This window comes from Streptomyces ferrugineus (genome assembly GCF_015160855.1).
GTDB classification, from domain to species: domain Bacteria; phylum Actinomycetota; class Actinomycetes; order Streptomycetales; family Streptomycetaceae; genus Streptomyces; species Streptomyces ferrugineus.
In genome coordinates this window covers 1,865,727-1,892,686 of record NZ_CP063373.1, presented here as the reverse complement: position 1 = coordinate 1,892,686, position 26,960 = coordinate 1,865,727, and the positions used below count along the sequence as shown (strand labels likewise).

Here is a 26,960-nt window from a genome sequence, read left to right as displayed (position 1 = left end):
GCAACCACGACGGCGCCGCACCCACCCACTCCCCAGTGGACCTACGGCCGAGAGCGCACCATCAACGAGCAGCCCGGTTGACCGCCGACACGACCGCCTTCAGCGATGCCCGCGTCGTGTTGGCGTCGATGCCGATCCCCCACAGCACCTTGCCGTCGATCGCGCACTCGATGTACGACGCGGCCTGCGCGGACGCGCCCTCGCTCATCGTGTGCTCCTGGTAGTCCAGCAGCCGCGCATCGATGTCGATCTTCGCCAGCGCGTCGAAGAAGGCCGAGATCGGACCGTTGCCGGTACCGGCCAGCACGGTGTCGACGCCGTCGACGGTGGCCTCCACCTTCAGCGTGTCCACGCCGTCCGTGTCGGTCGTCGACTGGCCGTTCTTGACCTGGATCCGCCCCCAGGGGTTCTCGGGGTTCGGCAGGTACTCGTCCTGGAAGACCGCCCAGATGTCGCCGCCGGTGACCTCGCCGCCCTCGGCGTCCGTCTTCGCCTGGATGATCTTCGAGAACTCGATCTGCATCCGGCGCGGCAGGTCCAGCTTGTGGTCGTTCTTCAGGACGTACGCGATACCGCCCTTGCCGGACTGCGAGTTGACCCGGATGACCGCCTCGTAGGACCGCCCGACGTCCTTCGGGTCGATCGGCAGATACGGCACGGCCCACTCGATGTCGTCGACCGTGACGCCCTTCGCCGCCGCGTCGGCCTCCATCGCGTCGAAGCCCTTCTTGATGGCGTCCTGGTGGGAGCCGGAGAAGGACGTGTAGACCAGGTCGCCCACGTACGGGTGGCGCGGGTGGACCTCCATCTGGTTGCAGTACTCCCACACGCGGCGGATCTCGTCGATGTCGGAGAAGTCGATCTGCGGGTCGACGCCCTGCGAGAACAGGTTCATGCCCAGGGTGACCAGGTCGACGTTGCCGGTGCGCTCGCCCTGTCCGAACAGACAGCCCTCGATGCGGTCGGCGCCGGCCATCAGCGCCAGCTCGGCCGCCGCGACGGCCGTACCGCGGTCGTTGTGCGGGTGGACCGACAGGCAGACGTGCTCGCGGCGGGAGAGGTTGCGGCCCATCCACTCGAAGCGGTCGGCGTGGGTCGACGGCGTCGAACGCTCCACCGTGGCGGGCAGGTTGAGGATGATCTCGCGGCCGGGACCCGGCTGCCAGACGTCCATGACCGCCTCGCAGACCTCCAGCGCGAAGTCCAGCTCGGTGTCGGTGAAGATCTCGGGGCTGTACTGGTAGCCGAACTCGGTCTCCGGGCCCAGCAGCTTCTCCGCGTACTCCACCACCAGACGCGTGCCGTCCACGGCGATCTGCTTGATGTCGTCCCTGGAGCCCCGGAAGACGACACGGCGGAAGACGGGCGCGGTGGCGTTGTACAGGTGGACGGTCGCCCGCTTGGCGCCCTTCAGGGACTCCACCGTGCGCTCGATCAGGTCCTCGCGGGCCTGGGTCAGTACGGAGATGGTGACGTCGTCGGGGATGGCCCCGGGCTCCTCGATGATGGAGCGTACGAAGTCGAAGTCGGTCTGGCCCGACGCCGGGAAGCCGACCTCGATCTCCTTGTAGCCCATCTTGACCAGCTGGTCGAACATCCGGCGCTTGCGCTCGGGCGACATGGGGTCGATCAGGGCCTGGTTGCCGTCGCGCAGGTCGGTGGAGAGCCAGCGGGGGGCGGTGGTGACGCGCTGGTCCGGCCAGGTCCGGTCGGGGATGTCGACCTGCTCGTAGCGGCCGTACTTATGGATCGGCATGGTGCTGGGCTGCTGGCGGTTCGCCATGATTGCGGGGCTCCTCAAGGTGTCCGAAAGGACGGCCGACGACGCAACGCGAAGCTCCGCGGGGAGGGAGTCGACCTGGACTACAGGCCCTCGCCGCGGCAGCTAAGAAGAAGCAGCCCGAAACGCATGATGCGAAGCATGCTAGCCGAGGCTCTTCGGATGCGGGGCGCTGTATCAGTATGCGGGACCCGGAGGACGAAGGGGGCAAAACGTGCGCCATACCACTTCGCCATACCACTTCGTCACGGAGCGTGCGGATCCCTGTCCGCATATTTCACCAATCATGGTTGCGACTAGTGACAGCCATCTCACGCAGTGCAATGGTGCCGCACATGACGACCAACGGGGGCTTCGAGCCCGTCTTCTGCACCGTCGTACCGCCACACGTCCTCGACAAGCTGGCCCGCAGCGACGACCCCGCACTCTCCGGCCCGGCTCGCCGGACCCTGATGCGCGACAGCGAGCTGCGCGGCAGGCGCCGTGTCACGGCCGAGTTCGCCCTCGCGGCCGCCCCGACGGCGAAGGCACCGTCGGACCAGCCGCTGCGCACCATCCACGACGCCGAGCACGGCACCGCCCTGCCCGGCAGGAAGGTCCGCGGCGAGGGCGACGAGCCCGGCCCGGACGCCACGGTCAACCGCGCCTACGCCGGCCTCGGCGCCACCTTCGAGCTGTTCCTCAAGGCCTACGCCCGCCACTCCATCGACGGCGACGGCCTGCCGCTGGACGCCACCGTCCACTACGACGAGAACTACAACAACGCCTTCTGGAACGGCGAGCAGATGGTGTTCGGCGACGGTGACGGCGAGATCTTCCTCGACTTCACCATCCCGATCGACGTCATCGGCCACGAGCTCACCCACGGCGTCACCCAGTACACGGCCAACCTCACCTACTACGGCCAGCCCGGCGCGCTGAACGAGTCCATGTCGGATGTCTTCGGCGCCCTCATCAAGCAGTACACGCTCGGCCAGACCGCCGCCGAGGCCGACTGGCTGATCGGCGCCGGACTGCTCGCGCCCGGCGTCTCCGGCAAGGCCCTGCGCTCCATGAAGGAGCCGGGCAGCGCGTACGACGACGACGTCCTCGGCAAGGACCCGCAGCCCGCGACGATGGACGAGTACGTCCGCACCGGCCGCGACAACGGCGGCGTGCACATCAACTCCGGCATCCCCAACCACGCCTTCTACCTCGCCGCCACCGCCCTCGGCGGCCACGCCTGGGAGAAGGCGGGCCAGATCTGGTACGACGTGCTCACCGGCGGCGAGCTGTCGGACCGGGCCATGTTCACGGACTTCGCGGGGCTGACCGCGAAGGCGGCGCGCGAGCGCTTCGGCGACGGCGGCGAGGAACTCCAGGCCGTGTCGAAGGCGTGGGAGCAGGTCGGGGTGCGGATCTCCTAAGTCCGTACTAGACAGGGACCCATGCGTATTTTGGTACGGCGCACGGGAGGATTCGCGGGCATCGAGCGGCACGCCGAGGTGGACACCTCGGGGCGGCCCGACGCCCAGGACTGGCACACCCTGGCCGAGCGCGCGGTCGCGTCCGGCCGGGGCACGCCCCCGATCGGGGTTCCGGACGGCTTCAGCTACCAGATCACCGTGGACGAGAAGACGGTGTACTGCTCGGATCCCCGGCTCACCGACGAACAGCGCAAGCTGATCTCCAGGGTGCTCAAGGAAGGAGCGTAACCGGTTCTTCACGCCTGGCCGTTGACTTCCGTTACCGCCGGTACGGATGATCCGGCGCATGGCGACGAACCCGATACCCCAGTTCCCGGCCGGCTTCCTGTGGGGCGTCTCGACCTCGGCCCACCAGATCGAGGGAGCGGCGGACGAGCGTGAGCCGTCCGTGTGGGACACCTTCACCGCCGAGCCGGGAACGGTGAAGGACGGCTCCACGGCGGCGGTGGCCTGCGACCACTACCACCGCTACCGCGAGGACGTGGCGCTCCTGGCCGGCCTGGGCGTGGGGGCGTACCGCTTCTCGATCTCGTGGCCCCGCGTGAACGCGCCGAAGGGCCTGGACTTCTACGACCGTCTGGTGGACGAGCTGTGCGCGGCGGGCGTACGGCCGGTGCCGACCCTCTTCCACTGGGATCTGCCGGTCGCGCTGGACTGGCTGGACCGGGACACGGCGGCCCGTTTCGCCGAGCACGTGTCCGTGGTCGCCGAGCGCCTGGGCGACCGCGTCCAGAAGTGGATCACCATCAACGAGCCCGCCGAGCACACCCTGCTGGGCCACGCCCTCGGCACCCACGCCCCGGGCAAGCGGCTGCTGTTCGACGCCCTGCCCGTCGCCCACCACCAGCTGCTGGCCCACGGCCTGGCCGTACGGGCACTGCGCGCGGCCGGCGCGACGGACATCGGGATCGCCAACTCGCACGGCCCGACCTGGCCGGCGTCGCGGGAGCAGGCGGACATGGAGGCGGCGGACTTCTACGACGTCCTCCTCAACCGCCTGTTCGCCGACCCGGTGCTGCTCGGCCGGTACCCGGAGGGCATCGGCGAGTTGATGCCGGGAGCCCCCGAGGACGTCGAGACGGACCTGAAGGCCATCTCCGAACCCCTCGACTTCTACGGCGTCAACTACTACGCCCCGACCCGCGTGGGCGCCCCGCAGGGCACCGAGATCGAGTTCGGCGGGGTGCGCATGCCGGCCGAACTGCCCTTCTCGGTCAGGGAGATCGAGGACGTGCCGACGACCGACTTCGGCTGGCCGGTGGTCCCCGAGGGCCTGACGGAACTCCTCACCGGCTTCCGGGAGCGGTACGGCGACCGGCTGCCGCCGATCGTCATCACCGAGAACGGCTGCTCGTACGAGGGCGTCGACGACCAGCAGCGGATCGCCTACCTGGACGGCCACCTGCGCGCGCTGCACCGGGCGGTGGAGGCGGGCGTGGACGTGCGCGGGTACTTCGTCTGGTCGCTGCTGGACAACTTCGAGTGGGCCGAGGGCTATGCCCGCCGGTTCGGCCTGGTCCACGTGGACTACGACACGCTCGCCAGGACCCCCAAGGCGTCCTACGGCTGGCTGCGGGACGTGCTCCGGGCACAGGGATGACGGCCGAGGCCCTCGCCGAGCCCACGGCCCGGGTCGGCGAGGGCTGGACCGCCACGCTGTCGCTGGCCAACGTGGCGATCTGGGTGGGCTGGTACGGCCCGCTGCAGATCCTGCTGGCCCAGCAGGCGGAGGACTTCGCGCCCGGCACCGGGATGTCGAAGGAGACGCTGCTGGCGTGGGTGACCGGCGTGGGCGCGGCCGTGTCGCTGGCGGCGAACCCGTTCTTCGGCGCGCTGTCGGACCGCACCACGGCCCGCTGGGGCCGCCGTGCGCCGTGGATCGTGGCCGGGGCGGCGGGCGGCGCGCTGTCGCTGCTGCTGCTCGCCGGTGCGGGCGGGCTGTGGGCGATGGCGGTCGGCTGGTGCCTGGTCCAGCTGACCCTGAACGCGGCGTTCGCGGCGGTGACGGCGGCGGTGCCGGACCGGGTGCCGCGGCTCCAACGGGGCGCCGTGGGCGGCTGGTTGGGGGCGGCGCAGATCCTCGGGGCGGTCGTCGGCACGGGGCTGGCAACGGCGGCGGGCGGGATCGCGGCGGGGTACGCGGCGTGCGCGGTGTTCGTCGTGGCCGGGGTGCTGCCGTACGTCCTGCGGTACCGGGATCTGCGGCTGGGCGCCGCCGACCGCCCGGTGTGGTCCTGGCGGTCCTTCGCACGCGGCTTCTGGCTGAGCCCGCGCCGCTACCCGGACTTCGGCTGGGCCTGGCTGACCCGCTTCCTGATCAACCTCAGCAACGCGCTGGTGCTGCTGTACCTGCTGTACTACCTGCGGGACCGCCTGCACCACGACGACCCCGAGCAGGGCGTGCTGATCCTCACCGCGGTGGACAGCGCGGCGCTGCTGGCCACGGTCGTGGTGGGCGGCGTCTGGTCGGACCGGGTGGGCCGCCGCAAGCCCTTCGTGAAGTGGTCCGGGGTGCTGATGGCGGCGGCCACCGCCCTGCTGGCCGCCTGGCAGACCTGGACCGGCGCGATCGTCGTGGCGGCGCTGCTGGGCGTGGCCCTGGGGGTGTTCATGTCGGTCGACTTCGCCCTGATGACCGACGTCCTGCCGAAGGCGATGGACCGGGGCAAGGACCTCGGGGTCATCAACGTGGCCAACGCCCTGCCCCAGGTCGCGGCACCCGCCCTCGCCGCGCCGATCGTGACGCACCTGGGCGGCTACCGGATGCTGTACGCCGTGGCCGCCTTGATCGGGCTGGCGGGGGCGGTGCTGGTCGGGCGTATCCGGGGGGTGGACTAGTCCGAGAGGTGGGCTAGATGTACCCGGTCATGACTTTGGTGACAGTCGGCTGATTGGTGGCTGGCCGCCGAGCGCGGTGTGTCGGCGGCCAGTGTTGTAGAACTGCAGCCAGGGTGCGAGTGCGTCGGCGCGTTCGGTGTTGCTGGCAAAGACCTGGTGGTAGGCCCATTCGGCCTGCAGGGTGCGGTTGAAGCGTTCGACCTTGCCGTTGGTCCATGGGCAGTGGGGCCGGGTGAACTTCTGCTGTGCGCCCAGGGTTTGGCAGGCGTCGCGGAAGGAGCCGGAGGTGCGGTAGTTGCGGGCGTTGTCGGTCATCACGCGCTCGATGCGGGCGATGCCGTGGCCGGCGAAGAACGCGGCCGCGCGGGTGAGGAACGCGGCGCAGGTGACGCCTTTCTCGTCGGCCAGGATTTCGGCGTAGGCCAGGCGGGAGTGGTCGTCCACGGCGGCGTGCACGTAGTCGTAGCCGATGCCGCGGCCGCGGACGTCCTCGCTGCGGCCGTGGGCGCGCCAGCCGCCGCCGTCGGGGATTTTGCCGAGCTTCTTCACGTCCACGTGGACCAGGCCGCCTGGCTGGTTGTACTCGTAGCGTGCGGCGCTTTTGCGCACCGCCCGGATGACCTGCCCGGTGAGCGGGTCGCAGGCTGCCAGGGGCGGCATGTGGTGGCGGCGCAGGATCCGGGTCACGGTCCGGGCCGGAACCCCGGTGGCCTCGCTGATCTGCTCGGGTCCCCGGCGCAGGCGTCGGCGGGCCTGAAGAACACGCTCCTCGACCTCGGCCGGCGTGCGTGTGGGGCAGGTGCGGGGGCGGCTGGAGCGATCGTGCAGCCCCGGCCAGCCCTCGACCCGATAGCGATTGACCCAGCGGTGAGCACACTGCCGGGAGACTCCCAGTTCCTTGGCGACGTGCGCGACCGGGCGCCGGTCGAAGACAACGCGACGCACCAGCAGGCATCTGCCGTGAAAGGTCAGCCGGGCATTAGCGTGGGCCACCAGGACCTCCGAGGTGAGTGAAGACGGCAATCTCCACTACGCCCGGAGGTCCCTCCATGATCAACAACCGGTAGCGGGCGTGTCACCAACCTCCCGGCCGAGTACAGCTAGAGCGCCCCGGCGTCCCGGGCCGTGTAGACCGACGGGTACACCGGCCGGTATCCCAGCTCCCGGCGGATCCGCTCGGTGGAGGTGATCTGGACCCACGGGTCGGGGTCGGTGCGGGTGTACAGCTCCTGCGGGACCTCGACCCCGTTGAGCTGGTGCAGCTCCACCGCCGTGACGGGGGCGTCGTCGGCGATGTTGTAGATCCGGCCCGCGATGCCCGGCGCGTGCAGGATGCGCAGCAGGCCCTGGGCGACGTCCACGTGGTGGCCCATGTGGAGGCGCTGGGTCGCCGCCCAGTCGCGGGCCCACATCAGGGACTGGGCGAGATGCGGGTCGCCCTCGCCGTAGACGAAGGGCAGCCGGCCCACGCGTACGTCCAGGCCGTCCAGCGCGAGCAGCTCCCGCTCGGCCTGCGCCTTGGACTCGGGGTAGGCGCCCCACATCGCCCCGCCGGGCCGGGTCTCGTCGTCCTCGGTCAGCGGGCGGCCGCGTCCGGTGCCGTACACCAGCCCGGTGCTGACCTGCACGAACCTCCGCACACCGGCCGTCCGCGCGGCTCGGCCCAGCTCCACGGCCGCGTCCCGGTTGACCGCCCACGCCTCCTCGTCGGGCACTCCTCGGAAGGACGCCGCCACGTTCACGACCGCGTCCACCCCGGAGACCGCCTTGCCGAGCACGTCGGCGTCCCGCAGATCGCCGACCACGACCTCGGCGCCCAGTTCCGCGAACGGCTCGCCCCGCGCCGGGTCCCGTACCAGCACCCGCACCCTCCCCCGCTCTCGGCTTCGCTCGAGCGGGGGGACCCCCATGTCCGACCGGGCCTGCGCCAGCAGCCTCGGCACGAAGCGCCGGCCGACCTGTCCCGTCGTACCCGTCACCAATGTCAGCATGTTCTGCTCCTCTCGTCACCGACCACCCTCGGACGGGGCCGGTGCGGGCGGGAGAGACCCGTTGATCAGGGGATCGGCAGTCCCTGGATAAGCCGGGCGGGCTGCCGCAGTCTGGAGGGGTGAACCGAGCCGAACTCGCCGACTTCCTGCGCCGCGGCCGTGCCCGGCTGACCCCGTCGGACGTGGGCCTGACGCCCGGCTCCCGGCGCCGCACACCGGGCCTGCGCCGCGAGGAGGTGGCGCAGCTCGCGGGCATGTCGGTGGACTACTACACCCGCCTCGAACAGTCCCGCGGCCCGCGCCCGTCCCGCCAGATGCTGACCGCGCTGGGCCGCGCGCTGCGGCTGACCGACGTCGAGCAGGACCATCTGTTCCACCTGGCGGGCGAGCAGCCGCCGCGGCGCGAGTCGTCGTCGGCGCACGTGCGCCCCGGGCTGCTGCTGATCCTGGACCGGCTGCACGACACACCGGCGCAGGTGGTGAACGACTGCGGCGAGGTGCTGGCGCAGAACGCGATGGCCAGGGCGCTGGTCGGAGACGTGATGTCCCGTCCGCGCCACGAGCGCAATCTGGTCCGGGTCTTCTTCCTGGACCCGGCCGCGCGCACGCTCTTCCCCCAGGAGGATCTGGCGGCCCACGCCCGCGCCCATGTCTCCACCCTGCGCGCGGTGGCCGCGGCCCGCCCCGACGACCCGGAACCGGCCGCGCTGGTGGCCGAACTGCGCGCCTCCAGCGAGGAGTTCGCGCGCCTCTGGGACGAGCACGAGGTGTCCCAGCGCAACCGGGCGACCAAGCGTTTCCTGCATCCCCTGGTCGGTCTGCTGGAGCTGGACTGCGAGGTCATGGTCAGCCACGAGCACCACCACCTCCTGGTCGTCCACTCCGCCCGCCCCGGCACTCAGGCCTACGAACGGCTGCAGCTCCTGCGTGTGGTGGGCCTCCAGGACATGGCACCCAGCGGGGCCTGACCGCCGTACCGAACCGGCCAGTAGTTGACTCGTCGGTAGTTGAGGCCGGAAATCACCCTTGCCGACCCTCGCCCCACGCGTATCAATGGAACCGACGGTTTCCGACGGACCGTCAGATTCGGTCTCCGCGCAGTGTGTTCGCACCCACCTGCCGGACAACCCCCCACACACCGAATTCCCCCACCCCGAAAGGGAACGATTCCCCATGAGACGTACGCGCATCGGAGCAGGTGCGGCCCTGGTGGCCGGGGCCCTCGCGGTCACCGGTCTGGCGCTCGCGCCGGCCGCACTCGCCGTCACCCCCGCCACCGCGACGATCACCGCCGACTGCGGCAGCTTCGGCGGCGGCGAGGCCACGCTCACCGCCACACAGGACGGGACGTCCGCCACCATCACCGTCAACTCCTCCGCGATCACCGCGCCGATCGCGCTCGGGGAGGACTCGATCTCCTCGACGCTCACCCTGGTGAAGGCGAGCGGCGGCACCACCACCTTCACCGCCACGGAGAACCCGGCGATGGCCGCCGGCGACCCCGTCCAGGTCGGCCCGCTCCCCGGCACCGTCGCCTCCGGTGACAGCCTGGAGGCCTTCGGCGGCTCACTGCAGATGACCGTCTTCGGCATCACCATCACCTGCACGGCGACAGAGCCGCAGTCGCCGGGCCCGTTCGTGTTCGACTGAGGCGCGTGACGCGCTGACGCAGGCGCGGTCCCGGCACCCGGCGTTGTTACAGCGCGTCGGGGCCGCGCTCGCCCGTCCGCACCCGTACGACCGTCTCGACCGGCAGGGCCCAGACCTTGCCGTCACCGATCTTGCCGGTGCGGGCGGCCTTGACCACGGCGTCCATGACGTCATCGGCCGCCTCGTCCTCGACGACGACCTCGATGCGGACCTTGGGCACCAGGTCGACCTGGTACTCCGCGCCCCGGTACACCTCGGTGTGGCCGCGCTGACGGCCGTAGCCGCTGGCCTCGGTCACGGTCAGACCGTGCACGCCGATCTCCTGGAGAGCGGTCTTGACCTCGTCGAGCCGGTAGGGCTTGACGATCGCGGTGATGAGCTTCATGCCTGCTTCTTGACCTTCTGGGCGGCGGGGACGGGGGAGGAGAGGGAGGAGGAGAGGGACGAGCCGACCGGGGCACCGTGCCCCAGGACCCCGTGATCGTAGGCGCTCTCGGCGTGCACCGTAAGGTCCAGGCCCTTGTGCTCCTGCTCCTCGCTCGCCCGGAAGCCCATGACCGGGGCGCGGTCGGGCGTGTGTGCGGCGGGGCTCTGTGGATCAGGGAGAATGGGCGCCATGAGCGTTCGTACCCAGTCATCCGAGGAGTCGGCCGAGGCCGCCCACCGCGCCGGCTTCGCCTGCTTCGTGGGCCGTCCCAACGCGGGCAAGTCCACCCTGACGAACGCACTGGTCGGGCAGAAGGTGGCGATCACCGCCAACCAGCCGCAGACGACCCGGCACACGGTGCGGGGCATCGTGCACCGGCCCGACGCGCAGCTGATCCTGGTCGACACCCCCGGGCTGCACAAGCCGCGCACGCTGCTCGGCCAGCGGCTCAACGACGTCGTACGGACGACTTGGGCCGAGGTCGACGTGATCGGTTTCTGCCTTCCGGCGAACGAGAAGCTGGGCCCGGGTGACCGCTTCATCGCGAAGGAACTGGCGTCCATCAAGAAGACGCCAAAGATCGCGATCGTCACGAAGACCGACCTCGTGGACGGCAAGACGCTCGCCGAGCAGCTCATCGCGATCGACCAGCTCGGCAAGGAGCTCGGATTCGAGTGGGCCGAGATCGTCCCCGTCTCGGCGGTCGGCGACAAGCAGGTGGACCTGCTGGCCGACCTGATCGTCCCGCTCCTGCCGGAGGGTCCGGCGCTCTACCCCGAGGGTGATCTCACCGACGAGCCGGAGCAGGTGATGATCGCGGAACTGATCCGCGAGGCCGCGCTGGAGGGCGTCCGCGACGAGCTGCCGCACTCCATCGCCGTCGTCGTCGAGGAGATGCTTCCCCGTGAGGACCGGCCCGCCGACAAGCCTCTCCTCGACATCCACGCCTTCGTCTACATCGAGCGCCCCAGCCAGAAGGGCATCATCATCGGCCCGAAGGGCAAGCGCCTGAAAGAGGTCGGCATCAAGAGCCGCAAGCACATCGAGGCGCTCCTGGGGACGCCGGTGTTCCTGGACCTGCACGTAAAGGTCGCCAAGGACTGGCAACGCGACCCGAAGCAACTCCGCCGACTGGGCTTCTGAGGGGCCCGCGAGGGAGCCCGCCCCTCTGGGTCCGGGAGTGGGGCTCTGGCTCCGGGAGCGGGGCTCTGGCTCCGGGAGCGGGGCTCTGGCTCCGGGAGCGGGGCTCCGGGGCGGGGGCTCTGGGCTCCGGGACGGGGGCTCTAGCTCCGGGACGGGGGCTCTAGCTCCGGGACTGAGGCTCTAGCTCCGGCACTGGAGCCGCAAGCCCTGGGGCTGGCTCCCCCGGCCACTTCCCGCCCCCGCCGCAGGGGCCCACCTCTCAGCGCCGTCCCACACCACCAGCCCATCCGGCATTGAGAACGAGCCCACCCCCACCCGCAGGGGGCGCCACCTCCCAACGCCGCCCCGCGCCCTCCAGCCCGTCCGGCGTTTGAGGACGAGGCCCCTTCAGGGCCGGAGCGGGGGTCTGGGGGCCGCAGGTCCCCAGGGGACGGGAATGGGTAGGGGCGGCGGGGGCGAGAGAAGTCGGTCACCCCCGGCGGGCAGGGCCTCCCGGCTCCAGTAATGTCTCGCCGTCGAAAAGGCCTACGGGCATGTCAGTCCCCCGGCGTACCCTTGAAATCGCCAGGCCGCCCTCGTGGCGGGCGAGTCGTATCGAGGAGGACGAGCAAGGCCTACGAGCCGGCCCATGACTCAGACACCCACAGCTCACACACCCGCGCAGGGGCAGGCGAGAGCACAGTTCACCGTCCCCGCCCAGCACCCCATGGTGACCGTGCTGGGGTCCGGCGACTCCCTTCTGCGCGTGATCGAGACGGCCTTCCCGGCGACCGACATCCACGTCCGGGGCAATGAGATCAGCGCAGTCGGCGACTCCGCGGAAGTCGCCCTCATACAGCGCCTGTTCGACGAGATGATGCTGGTGCTCCGCACCGGGCAACCGATGACGGAGGACGCGGTGGAACGCTCGATCGCCATGCTCAGAGCGAGTGAGAACGGGGAGGGACCGGAGGAGACCCCGGCCGAGGTGCTCACCCAGAACATCCTCTCCTCCCGCGGTCGCACGATCCGCCCCAAGACCCTCAACCAGAAGCGCTACGTCGACGCCATCGACAAGCACACGATCGTCTTCGGCATCGGCCCCGCCGGCACCGGCAAGACCTACCTGGCCATGGCCAAGGCGGTGCAGGCCCTGCAGTCCAAGCAGGTCAACCGCATCATCCTGACCCGCCCGGCGGTCGAGGCCGGCGAGCGCCTGGGATTCCTGCCGGGGACGCTGTACGAGAAGATCGACCCGTATCTGCGGCCGTTGTATGACGCGCTGCACGACATGCTGGACCCGGACTCGATTCCCAGGCTCATGGCGGCCGGGACGATCGAGGTCGCGCCGCTGGCATACATGCGCGGTAGGACGCTCAATGACGCCTTCATCATCCTGGACGAGGCCCAGAACACCAGCCCCGAGCAGATGAAGATGTTCCTGACCCGTCTCGGATTCGACTCGAAGATAGTCATCACCGGTGACGTGACCCAGGTCGACCTCCCGGACGGCACCAAGTCCGGTCTGCGGCAGGTGCGGGAGATCCTGGAGGGCGTGGACGACGTCCACTTCTCCATGCTGTCCTCCCACGACGTCGTACGGCACAAGCTCGTCGGCCGTATCGTCGACGCGTACGAGAAGTACGACAGCAAGCACGGCACCCAGAACGGCACACACAAGGGCCGCGGCAAGGCCGGGCACAAGGGGAAGTAGAGAACCGGCACCACCATGTCGATCGACGTCAACAACGAGTCCGGCACCGAGGTCGATGAGCAGGCGATCCTCGACATCGCCCGCTACGCGCTCGCGCGGATGCGCATCCACCCGCTCTCCGAGCTCTCGGTGATCGTCGTGGACGCCGACGCCATGGAGCAGCTCCATGTCCAGTGGATGGACCTGCCGGGGCCGACCGATGTCATGTCCTTCCCGATGGACGAGCTGCGCCCGCCGTCGAAGGACGACGACGAGCCGCCGCAGGGGCTGCTCGGCGACATCGTGCTCTGCCCGGAGGTCGCCGCCAAGCAGGGGGCCGAGGCGCCCACGCAGCACACCATGGACGAGGAGCTCCAGCTGCTCACCGTCCACGGTGTGCTGCATCTCCTCGGGTACGACCACGAGGAGCCCGACGAGAAGGCCGAGATGTTCGGTCTGCAGGCCGCCATCGTGGACGGCTGGCGTGCGGAGAAGGGCCTGACGGGCCCGTCGCCGGCCCCGACCGTGTCATGAGCCTCCCCCTCGTCGCCGGCGCGATCGCCCTCGTGGTCGTGGCCTGGCTCGCCGCCTGCGCGGAGGCGGGCCTGGCGCGCGTCTCCAGCTTCCGCGCCGAGGAGGCGGTACGCGGCGGGCGGCGCGGCAGCGAGAAGCTCGCGCTGGTCGCCGCCGATCCGACGCGCTATCTGAACGTGGCGCTGCTGGTGCGCGTGGCCTGCGAGATGGCGGCGGCCGCGCTGGTCACCTACGCCTGTCTGCGGGAGTTCGACAGCACCACCGAGGCCCTGCTGGTCGCCATAGCGGTCATGGTGCTGGTGTCGTACGTCGCCGTCGGGGTCTCCCCGCGCACCATCGGCCGCCAGCATCCGCTGAACACGGCCACCGCGGCGGCGTACGTCCTGCTGCCGCTCGCGCGGATCATGGGCCCGGTCCCGTATCTGCTGATCCTCATCGGCAACGCCCTCACCCCCGGCAAGGGCTTCCGCCGCGGCCCCTTCGCCTCCGAGGCGGAGCTGCGCGCGCTGGTCGACCTCGCCGAGAAGGAGTCGCTGATCGAGGACGAGGAGCGCCGTATGGTGCACTCGGTCTTCGAGCTGGGCGACACGCTCGTGCGGGAGGTGATGGTCCCGAGGACCGACCTCGTCGTCATCGAGCGGTACAAGACCATCCGCCAGGCCCTCACCCTGGCCCTGCGCTCCGGTTTCTCGCGTATCCCGGTGGTCGGGGAGAGCGAGGACGACGTGGTGGGAATGGTGTATCTGAAGGACCTGGCCCGCAAGACGCACATCTCCCGGGACGCGGAGAGCGAGCTGGTGTCGACCGCGATGCGGCCCGCGGTGTTCGTGCCCGACACCAAGAACGCCGGTGATCTGCTGCGCGAGATGCAGAAGGAGCGCAATCACGTCGCCGTGGTGATCGACGAGTACGGCGGCACCGCCGGCATCGTCACCATCGAGGACATCCTGGAGGAGATCGTCGGTGAGATCACCGACGAGTACGACCGTGAGCTGCCGCCGGTGGAGGACCTGGGCGAGGACCGCTACCGCGTCACCGCCCGCCTGGACATCACCGACCTGGGTGAGCTGTACGGCCTCGACGAGTACGACGACGAGGACGTGGAGACCGTCGGCGGACTGCTGGCGAAGGCGCTGGGCCGGGTCCCGATCGCCGGGGCGTCGTCGCGGGTCGGGCTGCCCGACGGCCGTGAACTGCGTCTGACGGCGGAGGCGGCGGCCGGCCGCCGGAACAAGATCGTGACCGTGCTGGTGGAACCGATGAGCCCCGTCATGCCCTCGGTGGGGGACAAGGAGTCCGAGTGACACCGCAGGAACTGCGCACCTTCTGCCTGTCCTTCAACGCGACCGTCGAGGACTTCCCCTTCAACCCGGAGACCTCGGTCTTCAAGGTCCTGGGCAAGCTCTTCGCCCTCACCGACCTGGGTGCGCGGCCCCTGACGGTCAATCTGAAATGCGACCCGGACGACGCGGTGCGGCTGCGCGGGGAGTATCCCGGCCTGATCGTTCCCGGCTATCACATGAACAAGCGGCACTGGAACACCGTCACCGTGGACGGTGACCTTCCGGACCGGTTCGTCCGGGAGCTCGTCGAGGACTCGTACGACCTGGTCGTGGCCGGTCTGCCGAGGGCCGAGCGGCTGCGGCTCGACCGGCCCTGAGGGGCGGGGGCCCGCGTCACCGCGGCTCCAAGGCGCCCAGTTCGCGCAGGCGCTCGTGGACGGCCAGAACCGCTTCCGGCTCCAGCTCGGCCAGTGGCGGCAAGGCCTCGGCCCAGTGGGTTCCGGCGAGGGCCGCGCGGGCGCAGCGGCGGGCGAGCGGGCGCAGAGCCGGATCGCCGGGGCACCTCGGATCACCGAGGAGCGCCTCGGCCAGTTCGTCCATGAGCCAGGATATGGAGTCGTCTTCGAGCATGCGCTCCGCCGCTTCGGCGGCGAGGGCGGGCTCGGTCACGGCCAGTACGGCGACCCGGTCCACCGACCGGAACTCCTCCCGGTGCGCGTGCGAAACCCGGCCCAGGAGCCGCGCTGCGCGGCCCGGGTCCAGCGGGAGCAGGGCCCGCGCCAGGCCATAGCGCCTCATGGGCGGCCAGTCCTCCGCGGTACGCAGTTCCTCCGCCAGGTCGGCGAGGACGCGCTCGGCGCGCTTGGGCGCGGCGAACGCCACCACATCGATCAGCCCCTGCCATCGTTTGTCGGCGTTGGCCCGGCCCTGGGCACGAGTGACCGCCCGCTCAAGGAGAGCGGCGGCCCGGTCGGGGTGCAGGTCCTCCAGGGCCGCCGACGCCTTGGCCAGGTCCGCGTTGGTGATCTTCTCCAGGGACCGGCCGTCCGTGTCCTGCCATCTGGCGCGGTCGTCGATGCCGTCGAGCAGGCGCAGCGTGGCCCCCGGTGAGGTCCGGGAGTGGGCCAGGGCCAGATCGGCCCGCAGCGACGCGGGCACCCCGCCGGCCCGGTACACCTCTTCGGCCTCGTCGAGGCGGCCGAGCCGCATGAGCGCTCGGGCGAGGTCGGTCCTCGTGACCTGCCAGGTGTCGTACGACGGATGTTCCCGTGCCGCCTGTTCCGCCTCCGTCGCCAGCTCGACGGCGAGTGCCCGGTCGGCCGTCACCGAGGCGGCCGCCGCGAGCCGGGCCAGCAGGTGCGGGCCGTACTCCGAGCGCCTCGCCTCCCCCGCGCCCCGAAGGAGCAGCAGCCGCTTCTCGCCGTCGTCCTCGGGGCCGTGGCGGACGAGTGCGCAGCATGCCTCAAGGCGGGGCTGCAGCAGGAGGCCACGATGCCGGAGCAGCAGCTCGCGGACGTCCTCGTGACGGCCCGTGCGGACGAGGACGTCGAGCAGTTGCCGCCATCCGTGGATGAGGTCGGGGTCGTACTCCCAGTCGTCGACCGTGGTCGGCTCCTCGGCTTCCCGTGCCAGGAAGTCGGCGAGGCACTCCCGTGCCCATCGCGCCGCGCGGGACGGGTCGGTCTCGGCCAGCACGGACAGCCCGCGCGGCCGCCAGTACGTCGGCCGGCCGCTGCGGCTCCCCTCCATGACGGCGTCGATCTCGGCCCCGACCTGCTCCGCCGTCCATGTCGGCCCCACCACGACGGCCGCCCTCAGCAGCCCGCAGACCAGCACACCGGAGTAGTGGGCTCGGCGGGATTCGGCCAGGGCGTCGAAGGCGCGCCGCGCTTCCTCTACGGCCCGCAGGGCCCGGTCGGCGTCGTCCGGTGCCGCGGCGAGCGTGAACAGCAGCCGGTCCAGGGCCGATTCGGACCAGGCAGGCTCCAGGTCCTCGGTCAGGGCCCTGGCCTTCTCGAGGATCATCGCGCTGTGCGCCGGGTAAGGACTCAGGACATCCAGGAGATCCGCGAACAGGTCCAGGGTGAGGCCGAAGGACGGCATGGCCTCCATCGTCGCCAGGGCATCCGCCGTCCATGCCGCCACCTGGTCGGGGTCCTCCGTCACGGCACGCCGGAGCAAGGCGGCCCACACCACGAGCAGTTCGTAGTCGGGGCGGCGTCGGACCGCCTCGGCGGCGTCCTCGTACTGGCCGGCCTCGACCAGCGCCAGAGCGTAGTCGGCCAGGGGGTCCTCGTAGAGGAACTCGCTCAGTTCGGCCGCGTGGCCGAAGTAGCCGAGCCGCGCCCATACGGCGGCGAGTTCCCGGGGGACTTCATAGCTGCGCTCGTCCAACCTGCGGCGTTCGAGCACGAGGAGCGTCGGACGCGTCAAGTCCTCGACGTCGGCGAGGAGTTCCGCAGCCGCCGCGATCTCGGCGAGCGCAGCGCGGTCCGTGCCGAAACGGGCGAGCATGCGCTCGTGCCGGCGCCGGTCCAGGGCCAGTTCCGCCAGGCGGTCGGTGTCCTCGCGCGCGGCGAGCAGGCGGGCGTAGGGCTCCAGGAGGTAGCGGGGGGTGTCGTCGGGCCAGCCCCGGTCGCGGTACTGCCGGGCCCAGTCGTGCAGCCGGTCGTGGCACTCGGTCAGTTCGGGGCCGAGGAGTTGCTCGGCCGTGGCCCGGAGTGTCTCGTGCGCGAACAGCAGGACCTGTTCGTCGCCGGTGGTGCGGGAGGTGAAGGCCCGGCCGAAGACGCTGTCGATGTGCCAGGCCACCTCGTGGTGACGACGTCGGGTGAGCACGGCCAGATCGGCCGGGGTGAGACCGCCGCCGCTCGCGGTGATCAGAGCGACGACCTCGTAGCCGTCCGGCCCGGATCGGATGAGGTCCTGCAGTTCCGCCCGGGCCCGGAAACCGAGGTCCTGGGCGTAGGCGGAGGGTTCGAGGTGACGGATCCGGCAGGTGCGCAGCGGGTGGTCTCCGGGTACGTCGTCGGGCAGGCCGGGGTGGTGGCGGCTGGTGACCAGGACGCGCAGGTTGTCCGGTGGGCGGCGCGGCAGCAGTGCGGCGACGCTGGGTCGGGCTCCCTGGTCCTCGTCGAGGCCGTCGACGACCAGGACGAGGCGTTCACCGCGCCGGGCGCACCGCTCGGCCGCCTCGGTGAGCAGCAGGGTGAGCAGGCCCGGGCCGCCCGCTCCGGGTGACAGGGGCCGCTCCGCGATCTCCGCGAGCTGTCTGATCAGCGAGGCGCTCAAAGCGGTGGCGTCCGCCTGCCCGGCGAGCCGGGCGGTGACGAAGAACGACACGACGCGTACGCCGTCGGGAGGGGCGGCGGCGAAGGACGACGCCAGGGCCGTCTTGCCGGCCCATGGGCCCGCCTGCCACCACAGATACGGGTCCGGGCCCGAGCAGAACTCCGTGAGTTCCGCCAGTTCGGCGTCCCGGCCGACCATGTGGAGGGGCGCGATCGAGGCGACCTCGGCCTGGTGCGCCTCGAGCACCAGGGACCGGGGCACCGGCGGCAGGACGTCGGGGAGGTCCTCGGCCCGGGCCGGCAGTCCGAGGGCGGCGCGCAACGTGGCGTCGCCGTCGCCGTACAGGGTGTCGATGCGGTGTGCCGCCAGCCTGCCCGCGCCTTCGAGGGCGTGGTTCGCGGTGACGACGGCGATGAGGCGGCCCGCCGCGAAGACCGGGGCGCCCGACATGCCCTCCCAGGCCGACCGCGCCGGGTCGGGGTCGGGCTCGGGTGGGCTCGCGACCGTGATCTCCAGTGTTCCGCTGCGCCGGTTCGACAGCACCGGAGCGGAACCGAGCAGATGGCACAGGTCCCGGTAGCTGCCCGAGGCGTCGTCGCGGAGCTTGAACCGGGGGAAGCCGAGACCGGTGCAGGCGATCACGGCGTCCCGCTCGGGAACACGGCCGTAGCGGACGGGGGCGAGTTCGTCGGACCGGTCGACGGCCAGGAGGGCGAGGTCGCCGTCCGTGCCGATCACGTGCGCGTCCCGCGTCCACTCCTCGGCGGTGTCGGCGTTGCAGCGCACCCGCACCGCCGACGCCGCGGCGACCACGTGGGCGGCGGTCAGTACGGTGCCGCCGGTGACCCGGTAGCCGGAGCCGCGGCGGCCGGGGCCTTCGGCGGGCTCGGCGATGACCTCCACCGCCCGGGTGACGTCCAGCCCTTCGGCGCTCCTGGTCACCGGCCTGTCCGGGCGCCTCGGGGCGACGGCCCGTGGACACCGGCTTCGGTTCCCGGGCCGCCCGGGTCGACTCGATCAGTCCTCACACGGGGGACTTTAGGGCTTCCCGCGGCCGTCGACCCGGGCGTCGGCCCGATCCGTCGGGCGGCGGGTCCCGGGCACGACCGTTCGGCGTCCCGCCCGCAGTCCGATCCCCACCAGTACGGCGGCGGCCAGCACGATCGCCGCGTCCAGTGCCATCACCAGGCGCGTGCCGGACATCAGGTCGCCGGAGGTCGTGGCGAGGACGCCGAGCAGGGGGATGCCGATCGTGATGCCGACCTGCTGGGTGGAGGTGACCAGGCCGGTGGCCAGGCCCTGTTCCTCGTCGGGGACGCCGGAGGTGACCGTCAGGCCGTAGGAGATGATCGCGCCGAGGTGGAACATGCTCGACAGCGATACGGCGGCCGTGGCGAGCCAGACGGACCAGCCGTGGGTGTCGAGGAACAGCAGGGCCGCGATGAAGGCCCCCTGGCCCGTGAGCGAGACCACCAGGGTGCGGCGGGCGCCGAAGCGGCTGACGAACCTCGGGGTGAGCGAGCCCGCGATCACCGACATCACGCCCTGGACGCCGAAGACCAGGCCCGTCTCCCAGGCCGACAGGTGCAGGATCTCCTGGAGGTAGAGGGTGAGGACGAAGACCACCGTCGACATCATCGAGAAGGTGACCAGACCGCCCAGGTTGCCCCAGGCCACCGTGCGGCGGCGCAGCATCGGCAGGGAGACCAGGGGCGCCGTGGTGCGGGACTCGACGATCGCGAAGGCCGTGAGGAGCGCGAGGCCGGCGATCAGGGTCGTGATGACGTCGGCGCGGGCGAAGCCGTGGTCGGCGGCCGTGGTCAGGGCGTAGATCAGGGACAGCAGACCGCCAGTGACGGTGATCGCGCCGGGTACGTCCAGGTGGGGGCGGTCCGGGGTGCGGGACTCGGGCAGCAGGCCGGGGGCGAGCGGCAGTACGACCAGGGCGAAGATCGTGAGCAGGCCCATGGTGGACCGCCAGCCGAAGGCATCGGTCAGGACGCCGCCCGCGACCATGCCGATGGTGAAGCCGAGGGACATCAGCGTCCCGGAGATGCCGAGGGCGCGGTCGCGGGCTGGCCCCTCGTGGAAGGTGGTCGTCAGCAGGGACATGCCCGTCGGGACGATGACCGCGGCGCCGAGGCCCTGGAGGGCGCGTCCGGCGAGGAAGGACGCCGGGTCCCAGGCGAACGTCGCGAGCGCCGAGGCCGCGGCGAACACGGCGAGGCCGGTGAGGAACAGCCTGCGGCGGCCGTACAGGTCGCCGATGCGGCCGAACAGCAGCAGGAAGCCGCCGGACGGCAGCGCGAACGCCGTGACCGCCCACTGCAGCGCCGACTGGCTCATGCCGAGGTCGGCGCCGAGGACGGGGAGGGCGACGTTCAGGACGGAGAAGTCGAGCGCGACCATGAACTGGGCGGCGCACAGGACGAACAGGACGAGCTTGTCGCGCGTCGACAAGCGGGGGGTGTCGAGCGGCGGGGTGGAACTGAGGGTGTCGGGGCTGGTGGTGTCGGGACTGGTGGTGTGGGGACTGGAGGTGTCGGGATTGGTGGTGTGGGGACTGTCGATCGCCATGGGCAGGAGACTGCTGGTGTCGGAATAGCCGTGGGGAGCGGGAAGTTGTGCTGGTGGTGGCACCACCAGGCAACGGGATGAGGGGGATCCGTTCGTGTCCGACGTGTCCGAGGGCGCGCCGAAGAGCCATCGGCGGCGTGAGCTGCGCGAGTTCCTGATGAGCAGGCGGGCCCGGGTGACGCCGGGCGAGGCGGGGTTGCCGGACGGTGGGGCGCGGCGCCGCACACCGGGGTTGCGGCGCGAGGAGGTCGCGGTGCTCGCCGGGGTGGGCGCCTCCTGGTACCAGTGGCTGGAGCAGGGGCGGGACATCTCCGTCTCGCCGCAGGTGCTGGACTCCGTCGGCCGGGTGCTGCGGCTGAGCAACGCCGAGCGCCGGCATCTGTATCTGCTGGCCGGGCTGAATCCGCCGGTGGCGGAAGTGGCTCCGGAGAAGCGGGACATGTGCGACGGGCTGCGGCGGCTGATCGACGCGTGGATGCCGTTTCCGGCGCACATCATGGACAAGTACTACAACGGCGTGATGCACAACGACGCCGCCGCGACGGTGCTGGGCATGCGGCCCGGCAAGCGGTGGAACTGCCTGATCGACTTCTTCACCGACCCGAAGTACCGGGCGCGGTCGCGGAACTGGGAGGCGAACGCGGCCACGGTCGTGGCGCAGTTCCGGGCGGTGTGCTCGGCCTCGCCCGACGACGAGGGGTTCCAGGCGGTGCTGGCCGAGGCGAAGGCGTCGAGTCCGGAGTTCACCGAGCTGTGGGAGCGGCGGGACATCGAGGACGCCGGGCAGATCCGCAAGGAGCTGGAGCATCCGCTGGTCGGGGTGCTGTGCCTGGAGTCGAGCGTGATGCAGATGCCGGTGCGGCCCGATCTGTCGATCGTGCTGCACACTCCGCTGGACGAGGCGAACACGGCGGCGAAGCTGGAGTGGCTGGCGTCGCCCGAGGGGCGGCGCGGGGCGATGTACCCCGTGGCCGGGTAGGTCGTGCGGCGCTACGTATGCTCAGGTCATGACCGACAACAGCGCGCTTGACCCCGAGGACCGCAAGATCGTCACCCTGGCCCGTTCGGCTCGGGCCCGCAACGGGGTGCCCGAGGGGGCGGCCGTGCGGGACGAGACGGGCCGTACGTATGTCGCCGGGACCGTCGCCCTGGACTCGCTGAAGCTGAGTGCGCTGCGGACGGCGGTGGCGATGGCGGTGGCGTCGGGGGCGACGTCGCTGGAGGCCGCGGCGGTGGTGACGGAGGCGGAGGGCGCCTCGGCGGAGGACCGGGCCGCGGTGCGGGATCTTGGCGGGCCGGGGACGCCGGTGCTGGTGGCGGGGCCGGATGGTGCGGTACGTACGACAGTGACGGCGGGCTGATTTCCTCGCCCCCGCCGCCCCTACCCGTCCCATCCCCAGGGGCGCCGCCCCTTCGACCCCGGGCGCCCCTGGGGGCTGCGCCCCCAGACCCCCGCTCCGGCCCTGAACGGGCCTTGTCCTCAAACGCCGGACAGGCTGACTGATGTACCGGGTCAGGTCCCGGCCGCTGTCGTGATGTGGCTGAGTACGCAGAGCCAGCGGTCGTCCCGTTGTACGAACACGTCGGTCGTCCACTCGTCGGCGTCGAAGCGCTCGCCCTTGTAGTGGGCCGTGTTGGTCACCCGAGCCGTGAGGACCGCCGAGTCGCCGTGCACGCGGATCCTGGGCTCGCCGACGAGTCGGAAGGCCGAGTGGGTCAGGTCGCCGGACTCCACGTGGGAGAGGAACTGCGCTCTCGTGGAGATGCCCGACTCGGAGACGATGACCCATTCGTCGGCCATGAAGTCGGCGATCCGGGCGGGGTCATTGGAGACCATCGCCGCCGCCCAGTCGTGCGCCACGGCGGCGAGTCGGTGCCGCGTGGCATCCGCTCCTGACGAGGCCGTGCGTGCGTCGTCGCTCATGGCCGGATGGTAGCCAGCGGCGGCCCGCGCGGCATGCGAAGCGCATCCGGCGGGCGATTGTCAGTGCCGGGTGTCAGGCTGAGGGCATAGCGGATCGGCGGAAGGGAATCGTCATGATCACCACTGACCTGACCCCTGGCTCCCCTTGTTGGCTCGACCTCGGCGCCCCCGACGTGCGGGCCGCCGCCGGCTTCTACGGCGCGGTGTTCGGGTGGGAGTACGAGTCGATGGGCGCGGGCGAGGACTTCGAGGGCGGGATGTTCAAGAAGGACGGCAAGACCGTCGCCGGGCTCGGGAAGCTCACCGAGGAAGGGGCGCGCTCGGCCTGGATGATCTACTACACCGTCACCGACGCGGACGCCACGACACAGGCGGTGCGCAGCGCGGGCGGCACGGTGCGGGTGGCGCCGATGGACCTCGAGGACTGGGGCCGGATGGCGCAGTTCAGCGACCCGCTGGGCGGCCAGTTCGCCGTGTGGCAGCCGGGGAAGGACTCGGGTTTCGAGATGGCGGACGAGACGGGGTCGCTGTCCTGGACCGAGCTGTACACGAGCGACGCCGCGGGTGCGAAGGAGTTCTACGGCGGGGTCTTCGGCTGGCAGTTCAGCGACATGGAGCTGCCGGGCGGCGGAGGCGCCTACACCATGATCACGCCCGCCGGGCAGCCCGAGGAGCGCATGCAGGGCGGCCTCATGGAGCTGCCGAAGGAGAACCTCGCGCTGGCGAACGGGCGGCCGTACTGGCACCCGGTCTTCAACGTCGACGACTGCGACGCGGCGGTCGCCAGGGTCACCGAGAACGGCGGCAGTGTGCAGATGGGGCCGGAGGACGCGGAGGGGGTCGGCCGGCTGGCCGTGTGCCTCGACCCGGCCAACGCGGACTTCGTCGTGCTGACGCCGGCCATCCCCGGCTGAACCGCCGGGGCCGGACCCGTCACGCCGATCTGCGGAACCCGATCGTCGGCACCGCCCGCCGCAGCGGCCAAGGGCTCGCCGCCTCCTCCGGCACCAGGTCCGCCAGGAACGCGTACCGGCGCAGCGCCTCGGGGTCCTGTCGGTCGAGGGACTTGACCCGGCGCCACCAGGCGCCGATCTCCGCCCAGCCGGGGGCGGACAGGGACCCCCCGAACTCCTGGACCGACAGCGCGGCGGTCAGGCCCGCGAAGGCCAGCCGGTCGGCCAGCGGCCAGTCGGCCAGCGTGCCAGTGACGAAGCCGGCGACGAAGACGTCACCGGCACCGGTGGGGTCGAGGGCCTCGACGGCGATGGCGGGGACGACCGCCGTCTCCCCGGTTCTGCCGTCCACGGCGTACGCGCCCTCCGCGCCGAGGGTGACGACCGCCAGCGGGACGTGCTCGGTCAGGGCGTGGGCCGCCTCGCGAGGGCACTCGGTGCCGGTGTACCGCATCGCCTCCTGCGCGTTCGGCAGGAACGCCTCGCAGTGCTCCAGGTCCGCCAGCCCCGCCAGATCCCACGCCCCGGTGTCGTCCCAGCCGACGTCGCCGAAGATCCGGGCGCCCTTGCCGGCGGCCTGTGCGATCCAGGGGGCTCGGGTGCCCGGCACCAGGGAGGCCACGGCGGCACGCGCGCGCGGCGGGCAGTCCGGCGCGGGCTCCTCCGGGGGCGGCTCATGGCCGTGGGAGACCATGGTGCGCTCTCCCTCGTACGCCATCGAGACCGTCACCGGCGAGTGCCAGCCCGGCACCGTGCGCGACGGTGACAGGTCGATGCCCTCGCCCTTCTCCAGCGCGTCCCAGCAGTAGTCGCCGTAGTGGTCGTCGCCGAAGGCCGCCGCGAGCGAGGTCTTCAGACCGAGGCGGGCCAGGGCGGTGGCCATGTTGGCGACGCCGCCGGGACTGGAGCCCATGCCGCGCGCCCAGGACTCCGTGCCGCGCACCGGCGCCGAGTCGAGGCCGGTGAAGATGATGTCCAGGAAGACCGTGCCCGTGAGGTACACGTCCCAGGGCGGGTCGGCGGGCCCGCGCAGACGGGCGAGCGGGTCGACCCGGGTCCGGCGGTGCGGCCCCGCCGCCATGGCCGACGGCCCCTGCGGCGAGGGTCCCTTTCCGGTGGGCGCGGTGGGCGTGGTCACGGTGCGCTCCCTGACGTGGTGCTGATCTGGCCAGTGTGCACCACGCCACTGACAACGCCACCGCGATCTTCCTCGATCCCCCTGCGGGGCTACCAGCGAGGCACCGCAGGCGTGACCCACTCCGGCTCGGCGACCCGCATCGCCGCGGCGTCGTCGCGGTCCCGCAGCGCACCGTCGTCATCCAGCCACCGCTGGTGCAGTGGCCGTAGCCGATCGTGGTCGAGTTCCACGCCGAGGCCGGGCGCGTCCGGCACGGCGACCTTGCCGGCGTCGAAGGCGAGGCGCTCGGTGAGGACGTCCTCGGACTGCCAGGGGTAGTGGGAGTCGCAGGCGTGGTGCAGGTTCGGCACGGTCGACGCCACGTGGGTCATCGCGGCCAGGGAGATGCCGAGGTGGGTGTTGGAGTGCATGGACACCCCGACGCCGAAGGCGCGGCAGATCGCGGCCAGTTGCTGGGTGTTGCGCAGCCCGCCCCAGTAGTGGTGGTCGGAGAGCACCACCTGCACGGCGTCCTTGGTGAACGCCTCCTTGATCTCGGCGAACGTCGTCACGCACATGTTGGTCGCCAGCGGCACCCCGGCCCGCGCGGCCACCTCCGCCATGCCGGCCGTGCCGAGGGTCGGGTCCTCCAGGTACTCCAGGACGTCCCCGAGTTCCCGCGCCACCTTCAGCGAGGTCTGAACGGACCAGGCCCCGTTGGGGTCGAGGCGCAGCGGATGCCCGGGGAAGGCCTTCGCAAGCGCCCGGACGGCCGCGATCTCCTCGTCCGGCGGGAAGACCCCGCCCTTGAGCTTGAAGGAGGTGAAGCCGTACCGCTCGGTGAACCTCCGCGCCTGCTCGACGACCCCGTCCGGGTCGACGGCGGCACCCCAGTCGTCCTTCTCCGCGCGCACGCCCTCGGGATGGTCGGCCCACTTGTAGAACAGGTACGCGCTGTACTCGACGGCGTCGCGCACCTTGCCGCCGAGCAGCGCGTGCACCGGCAGCCCGAGCGCCTTGCCGAGGGCGTCGAGGCAGGCGACCTCGAAGCCGGAGACGACGGACAGCCGCAGTTTGTCGGCGGTCTGGACGCCGCGCAGTCCGCCGACGTCGACCTGGCCCGAGACCCGGGACCGGTCGACGGCCACGTCGTCGGCGACGACGAACAGCCCGTTCAGGTCGCCGACCTGACGTCCCACCAGCTTCCGCGCGAACGGCCGCGCCAGCTCCAGGTACTTGGTGTCGCCGTAGGTCTCACCGACGCCGACGATCCCGCCCGCCGTCTCCACCTCCACGATCAGCCGGGGCGTGTACGGCTGGTGGACGCCCTGGGTGTTCAGCAGGGGCGGGTCGGCGACCAGGATCGGGGTCAGGCGTACGTCGGTGATGGTGAGGTTCACAGATGCGGCTCCCACGAGATCGAATCCATCTCCCCATGTAGACATCAGTCATGTATGAAAATGGAGATTAGATACGCGAACCGTGACCGTCAATGCCACGGTCCGTCCGTTTACGATCGGCCCATGTCAGAGACAGGCGGCGTCCGCGAGGTGAAGTCGGCGGCGCGCACGGTCGAGCTGCTGGAGCTCCTCGCCGCGCGCGGCGACCGCCCCGCACGCCTCCAGGAACTGGCGGACGAGCTGGAGGTGCCGCGCAGCTCGATGTACGCGCTGCTCCAGACCCTGATCTCGCGCGGCTGGGTCCGCACCGACGTCACCGGTTCCCTCTACGGCATCGGCATCCACGCCCTGCTCACCGGCACCGGCTACCTCGACTCCGACCCGCGCGTGCGCCTCGTACGCCCCTATCTCGACGAGGCCTCCGACGCGCTGGGCGAGACGATCCACATGGCGCGGCTGGACGGCCGGGACGTGGCGTATCTGGCGACGCGCGAGTCGCACGAATACCTCAGGACGATCAGCCGCGTCGGCCGGCGCCTCCCCGCGCACGTCGGCGCCCTGGGCAAGGCGCTGCTCGCCGAACGCCCCGACGCCGAGCTCCCCGAGGGCCCGTACCAGGCCCTCACCCCCAACTCCCACACCACCCGCGCCGCCCTCGCCGCGGACCTCGCCGAAGTGCGGGCGCGCGGCTGGTCGGTCGACCGCGAGGAGGGCGTCCTCGGCATCGTCGGCTTCGGCTTCGCGCTGCGCTACGACTCCCCGGCCCAGGACGCGATCAGCTGCTCGGTGCCGGTGGCCCGGCTGTCGGCGGAGCACGAGGAGCGGATTGTCGCGGTGATGCGGGAGATCAGGGCGAAGATCGAGGCGACGGTTCCCGGCGGGGCCGGGGCGGTGCACTGGCGCAGGTGAGAACA

The 26,960-nt window shown here is 71.3% G+C and carries 24 protein-coding genes and 1 pseudogene; 15 read left to right on the top strand and 10 right to left on the bottom strand.

Annotated elements, in window-relative coordinates; all coding sequences use genetic code 11:
- Positions 1 to 61: 61 nt before the first annotated feature.
- Positions 62 to 1,783, bottom strand: coding sequence for a 2-isopropylmalate synthase (leuA, locus tag IM697_RS08620; protein WP_194046221.1), 1,722 nt, complete (start codon positions 1,781 to 1,783; stop codon positions 62 to 64).
- A gap of 332 nt (positions 1,784 to 2,115) precedes the next feature.
- Here leuA and IM697_RS08615 point away from each other — a divergent pair, with 332 nt between their 5' ends.
- Genes IM697_RS08615 through IM697_RS08600 form a run of 4 tightly spaced genes read left to right on the top strand, consistent with a single transcriptional unit; the run spans position 2,116 to position 6,084 of the window.
- The gene (locus tag IM697_RS08615; RefSeq protein WP_194046219.1) at positions 2,116 to 3,186 is read left to right on the top strand and encodes a M4 family metallopeptidase; all 1,071 of its coding nucleotides are present in this window, start codon (positions 2,116 to 2,118) and stop codon (positions 3,184 to 3,186) included.
- 21 nt (positions 3,187 to 3,207) lie between these two features.
- Positions 3,208 to 3,474: a protealysin inhibitor emfourin gene (locus IM697_RS08610; RefSeq protein ID WP_194046217.1), complete on the top strand. Its 267-nt coding sequence runs from the start codon at positions 3,208 to 3,210 to the stop codon at positions 3,472 to 3,474.
- A 46-nt stretch (positions 3,475 to 3,520) separates the two neighbouring features.
- Complete coding sequence (locus tag IM697_RS08605) at positions 3,521 to 4,846, top strand: GH1 family beta-glucosidase (protein WP_407699614.1); 1,326 nt, start codon at positions 3,521 to 3,523, stop codon at positions 4,844 to 4,846.
- Positions 4,843 to 6,084: an MFS transporter gene (locus IM697_RS08600; RefSeq protein WP_194046212.1), complete on the top strand. Its 1,242-nt coding sequence runs from the start codon at positions 4,843 to 4,845 to the stop codon at positions 6,082 to 6,084. Before IM697_RS08605 ends, IM697_RS08600 begins: the two co-directional genes overlap by 4 nt.
- A gap of 27 nt (positions 6,085 to 6,111) precedes the next feature.
- Here the strand turns inward: IM697_RS08600 and IM697_RS08595 are convergent, their stop codons facing one another.
- A complete protein-coding gene (locus tag IM697_RS08595; protein WP_194049558.1) occupies positions 6,112 to 7,077 on the bottom strand; it encodes an IS481 family transposase in 966 nt (321 codons plus the stop codon).
- Between the two features lie 107 nt (positions 7,078 to 7,184).
- Positions 7,185 to 8,075 (bottom strand): NAD-dependent epimerase/dehydratase family protein, encoded by an 891-nt coding sequence (locus IM697_RS08590; RefSeq protein ID WP_194046210.1) that lies wholly within the window; start codon positions 8,073 to 8,075, stop codon positions 7,185 to 7,187.
- Between the two features lie 119 nt (positions 8,076 to 8,194).
- Here IM697_RS08590 and IM697_RS08585 point away from each other — a divergent pair, with 119 nt between their 5' ends.
- Positions 8,195 to 9,043, top strand: a complete 849-nt coding sequence (locus tag IM697_RS08585) for a helix-turn-helix transcriptional regulator (RefSeq protein WP_194046208.1) — start codon at positions 8,195 to 8,197, stop codon at positions 9,041 to 9,043.
- Positions 9,044 to 9,248: 205 nt separating this feature from the next.
- Positions 9,249 to 9,725 carry a hypothetical protein gene (locus tag IM697_RS08580; RefSeq protein ID WP_194046206.1) on the top strand — a complete coding sequence of 159 codons (477 nt, stop codon included), beginning with the start codon at positions 9,249 to 9,251 and terminating at the stop codon, positions 9,723 to 9,725.
- A gap of 46 nt (positions 9,726 to 9,771) precedes the next feature.
- On the opposite strand, the gene IM697_RS08575 is transcribed toward IM697_RS08580, so the two are convergent.
- Both IM697_RS08575 and IM697_RS08570 read right to left on the bottom strand, forming a co-directional pair.
- Positions 9,772 to 10,110, bottom strand: a complete 339-nt coding sequence (locus IM697_RS08575; protein WP_194046204.1) for a P-II family nitrogen regulator — start codon at positions 10,108 to 10,110, stop codon at positions 9,772 to 9,774.
- Positions 10,107 to 10,280 (bottom strand): annotated as a pseudogene (locus tag IM697_RS08570) (ammonium transporter); the annotation flags it as partial. The gene IM697_RS08575 and the pseudogene IM697_RS08570, both read right to left, overlap by 4 nt.
- Positions 10,281 to 10,332: 52 nt before the next feature.
- Here IM697_RS08570 and era point away from each other — a divergent pair.
- The 5 genes from era to IM697_RS08545 all read left to right on the top strand — a co-directional run bounded on the left by era (position 10,333) and on the right by IM697_RS08545 (position 15,161).
- Positions 10,333 to 11,295, top strand: coding sequence for a GTPase Era (gene era / locus IM697_RS08565; RefSeq protein WP_194046202.1), 963 nt, complete (start codon positions 10,333 to 10,335; stop codon positions 11,293 to 11,295).
- 628 nt (positions 11,296 to 11,923) lie between these two features.
- The gene (locus IM697_RS08560; RefSeq protein ID WP_194046201.1) at positions 11,924 to 12,988 is read left to right on the top strand and encodes a PhoH family protein; all 1,065 of its coding nucleotides are present in this window, start codon (positions 11,924 to 11,926) and stop codon (positions 12,986 to 12,988) included.
- Between the two features lie 15 nt (positions 12,989 to 13,003).
- Complete coding sequence (ybeY, locus tag IM697_RS08555) at positions 13,004 to 13,501, top strand: rRNA maturation RNase YbeY (RefSeq protein ID WP_194046200.1); 498 nt, start codon at positions 13,004 to 13,006, stop codon at positions 13,499 to 13,501.
- Complete coding sequence (locus IM697_RS08550; protein ID WP_194046199.1) at positions 13,498 to 14,805, top strand: hemolysin family protein; 1,308 nt, start codon at positions 13,498 to 13,500, stop codon at positions 14,803 to 14,805. Before ybeY ends, IM697_RS08550 begins: the two co-directional genes overlap by 4 nt.
- Positions 14,802 to 15,161, top strand: coding sequence for an MmcQ/YjbR family DNA-binding protein (locus IM697_RS08545; protein ID WP_194046198.1), 360 nt, complete (start codon positions 14,802 to 14,804; stop codon positions 15,159 to 15,161). The genes IM697_RS08550 and IM697_RS08545 overlap by 4 nt, the downstream gene beginning before the upstream one ends.
- A gap of 16 nt (positions 15,162 to 15,177) precedes the next feature.
- Here IM697_RS08545 and IM697_RS08540 read toward each other — a convergent pair whose 3' ends face one another.
- Positions 15,178 to 19,017 (bottom strand): trypsin-like peptidase domain-containing protein, encoded by a 3,840-nt coding sequence (locus IM697_RS08540; protein WP_194046197.1) that lies wholly within the window; start codon positions 19,015 to 19,017, stop codon positions 15,178 to 15,180.
- A gap of 96 nt (positions 19,018 to 19,113) precedes the next feature.
- The gene (locus IM697_RS08535) at positions 19,114 to 20,652 is read right to left on the bottom strand and encodes an MFS transporter (RefSeq protein ID WP_228044569.1); all 1,539 of its coding nucleotides are present in this window, start codon (positions 20,650 to 20,652) and stop codon (positions 19,114 to 19,116) included.
- A gap of 157 nt (positions 20,653 to 20,809) precedes the next feature.
- Between IM697_RS08535 and IM697_RS08530 the strand changes: the two genes are divergently transcribed.
- Positions 20,810 to 21,631, top strand: coding sequence for a helix-turn-helix transcriptional regulator (locus tag IM697_RS08530; RefSeq protein ID WP_228044900.1), 822 nt, complete (start codon positions 20,810 to 20,812; stop codon positions 21,629 to 21,631).
- A 28-nt stretch (positions 21,632 to 21,659) separates the two neighbouring features.
- A complete protein-coding gene (locus IM697_RS08525; protein ID WP_048585650.1) occupies positions 21,660 to 22,013 on the top strand; it encodes a cytidine deaminase in 354 nt (117 codons plus the stop codon).
- Between the two features lie 152 nt (positions 22,014 to 22,165).
- Here IM697_RS08525 and IM697_RS08520 read toward each other — a convergent pair whose 3' ends face one another.
- Positions 22,166 to 22,576: a nuclear transport factor 2 family protein gene (locus IM697_RS08520; protein ID WP_194046195.1), complete on the bottom strand. Its 411-nt coding sequence runs from the start codon at positions 22,574 to 22,576 to the stop codon at positions 22,166 to 22,168.
- 113 nt (positions 22,577 to 22,689) lie between these two features.
- Here IM697_RS08520 and IM697_RS08515 point away from each other — a divergent pair, with 113 nt between their 5' ends.
- Positions 22,690 to 23,490: a VOC family protein gene (locus tag IM697_RS08515; protein ID WP_194046193.1), complete on the top strand. Its 801-nt coding sequence runs from the start codon at positions 22,690 to 22,692 to the stop codon at positions 23,488 to 23,490.
- A gap of 19 nt (positions 23,491 to 23,509) precedes the next feature.
- Here the strand turns inward: IM697_RS08515 and IM697_RS08510 are convergent, their stop codons facing one another.
- Both IM697_RS08510 and IM697_RS08505 read right to left on the bottom strand, forming a co-directional pair.
- The gene (locus IM697_RS08510; protein WP_194049639.1) at positions 23,510 to 24,610 is read right to left on the bottom strand and encodes a carbohydrate kinase family protein; all 1,101 of its coding nucleotides are present in this window, start codon (positions 24,608 to 24,610) and stop codon (positions 23,510 to 23,512) included.
- A 146-nt stretch (positions 24,611 to 24,756) separates the two neighbouring features.
- Positions 24,757 to 26,046 carry a glucarate dehydratase family protein gene (locus IM697_RS08505; protein ID WP_228044898.1) on the bottom strand — a complete coding sequence of 430 codons (1,290 nt, stop codon included), beginning with the start codon at positions 26,044 to 26,046 and terminating at the stop codon, positions 24,757 to 24,759.
- A 123-nt stretch (positions 26,047 to 26,169) separates the two neighbouring features.
- On the opposite strand from IM697_RS08505, the gene IM697_RS08500 reads away from it, so the two are divergent.
- Positions 26,170 to 26,955: an IclR family transcriptional regulator gene (locus tag IM697_RS08500; protein ID WP_194046189.1), complete on the top strand. Its 786-nt coding sequence runs from the start codon at positions 26,170 to 26,172 to the stop codon at positions 26,953 to 26,955.
- Positions 26,956 to 26,960: the final 5 nt, after the last annotated feature.